The 1,223-nt window shown below is 61.6% G+C and carries 1 protein-coding gene; it reads left to right on the top strand.

The genetic code is table 11. The features are described 5' to 3' along the window. Nucleotides 1-4 precede the first annotated feature (4 nt). The gene (locus GGD67_RS39025) at nt 5-1,189 is read left to right on the top strand and encodes an IS481 family transposase (protein WP_179740345.1); all 1,185 of its coding nucleotides are present in this window, start codon (nt 5-7) and stop codon (nt 1,187-1,189) included. Nucleotides 1,190-1,223: the final 34 nt, after the last annotated feature.

Below are 1,223 nucleotides of genomic sequence, written 5' to 3'. Positions count from 1 at the left end.
GGCGATGCCGTGGAGAGCGAGTTCGGTCATGGAAGAACGCCTTCGCTTTGTCGCCCGGCTTCTGGAAGGAGAAGCCATGTCCGAGGTCTGCCGCGAGTTCGGCATATCGCGCAAGACCGGCTACAAGATCTTCGATCGCTATAAGGAGTACGGTCTCGAGGCCCTGAGCGATCGCTCCCGGCGGCCGGTCCGCTATGCCAATCAGCTGCCGAGCCAGATCGCGACCCTGATCGTGCAGCTCAAGGCCGAGAAGCCGCATTGGGGTGCACGCAAGATACGTGAGCTCCTGGTCAGGCGGCTCGACGGCGACCTCAGGGTTCCAGCCAAAAGCACCATCCACGCGGTGCTCGACCGCCATGGCCTGGTCAAGCGCGGCGGCGGGCCGCGCCACCGCGCGCGCGGCACGCCGCTATCCCAGGGCACATGCCCCAATGATCTGTGGTGTGCCGACTTCAAGGGCGAGTTCAAGCTCGGCAATGGCCGATACTGTTATCCGCTGACCGTTACCGATCATGCCTCGCGCTTCCTGCTGCTTTGTGAAGCGCTGGACTCGACACGAGAAGACCCCGCCATAACCGCCTTTGAACGGCTGTTCCGTGAGCGCGGCCTGCCGCTTGCCATCCGCTCCGACAACGGCGTGCCCTTTGCCAGCCCCAACGCTCTGTTCAACCTCTCAAAGCTGTCGGTGTGGTGGCTCAGGCTCGGCATTGCCATCGAGCGCATCAAGCCCGGCCATCCTCAGCAGAACGGCCGGCATGAGCGCATGCATCTCACCCTCAAGAAGGAAGCTACCCGTCCGCCGGGGTTCAACAGCCTGCAACAGCAAGATCGCTTCGACAGCTTCCTGCACGAATTCAATGAGGAGCGACCGCATGAGGCTCTCGACATGAAGCGCCCGGCAGATCTCTACACCGCCTCAGCCCGCCACTACGAGGGCTTGCCGGAATTGGCCTATCCCTTTCACGATCGCGACGTCGTCGTCACCTCCTGCGGGCGTCTCTGCCTTCACCGTAAGAGAATCAATATCTCCCTTGTCTTGGCCGGCCAGAAGCTCGGCATCAAGGAGGTCGACGAGGGCATTTGGCTCGTCAGCTTCATGCACTATGATCTTGGATATTTCGACCTGGAGCAGAAGACCCTGCAACCCCTCGACAACCCGTTCGGCACGAGGTTGTCACCCATCTCTTAGGTACGATCCGTTACCCATCTCTTCGGGCCGGACA

The sequence above is a fragment of the Bradyrhizobium sp. IAR9 genome (genome assembly GCF_013408065.1).
In the GTDB taxonomy this organism is placed as follows: Bacteria; Pseudomonadota; Alphaproteobacteria; order Rhizobiales; family Xanthobacteraceae; genus Bradyrhizobium.
The sequence above is the reverse complement of the archived record's forward strand: the minus strand, read 5'-3'. Positions and strand labels throughout refer to the sequence as shown.

Coding starts and splice junctions, on each gene's coding strand:
- GGD67_RS39025 (WP_179740345.1), top strand. CDS start 5: ATGCCGTGGAGAGCGAGTTCGGTCATGGAAGAACGCCTTCGCTTTGTC.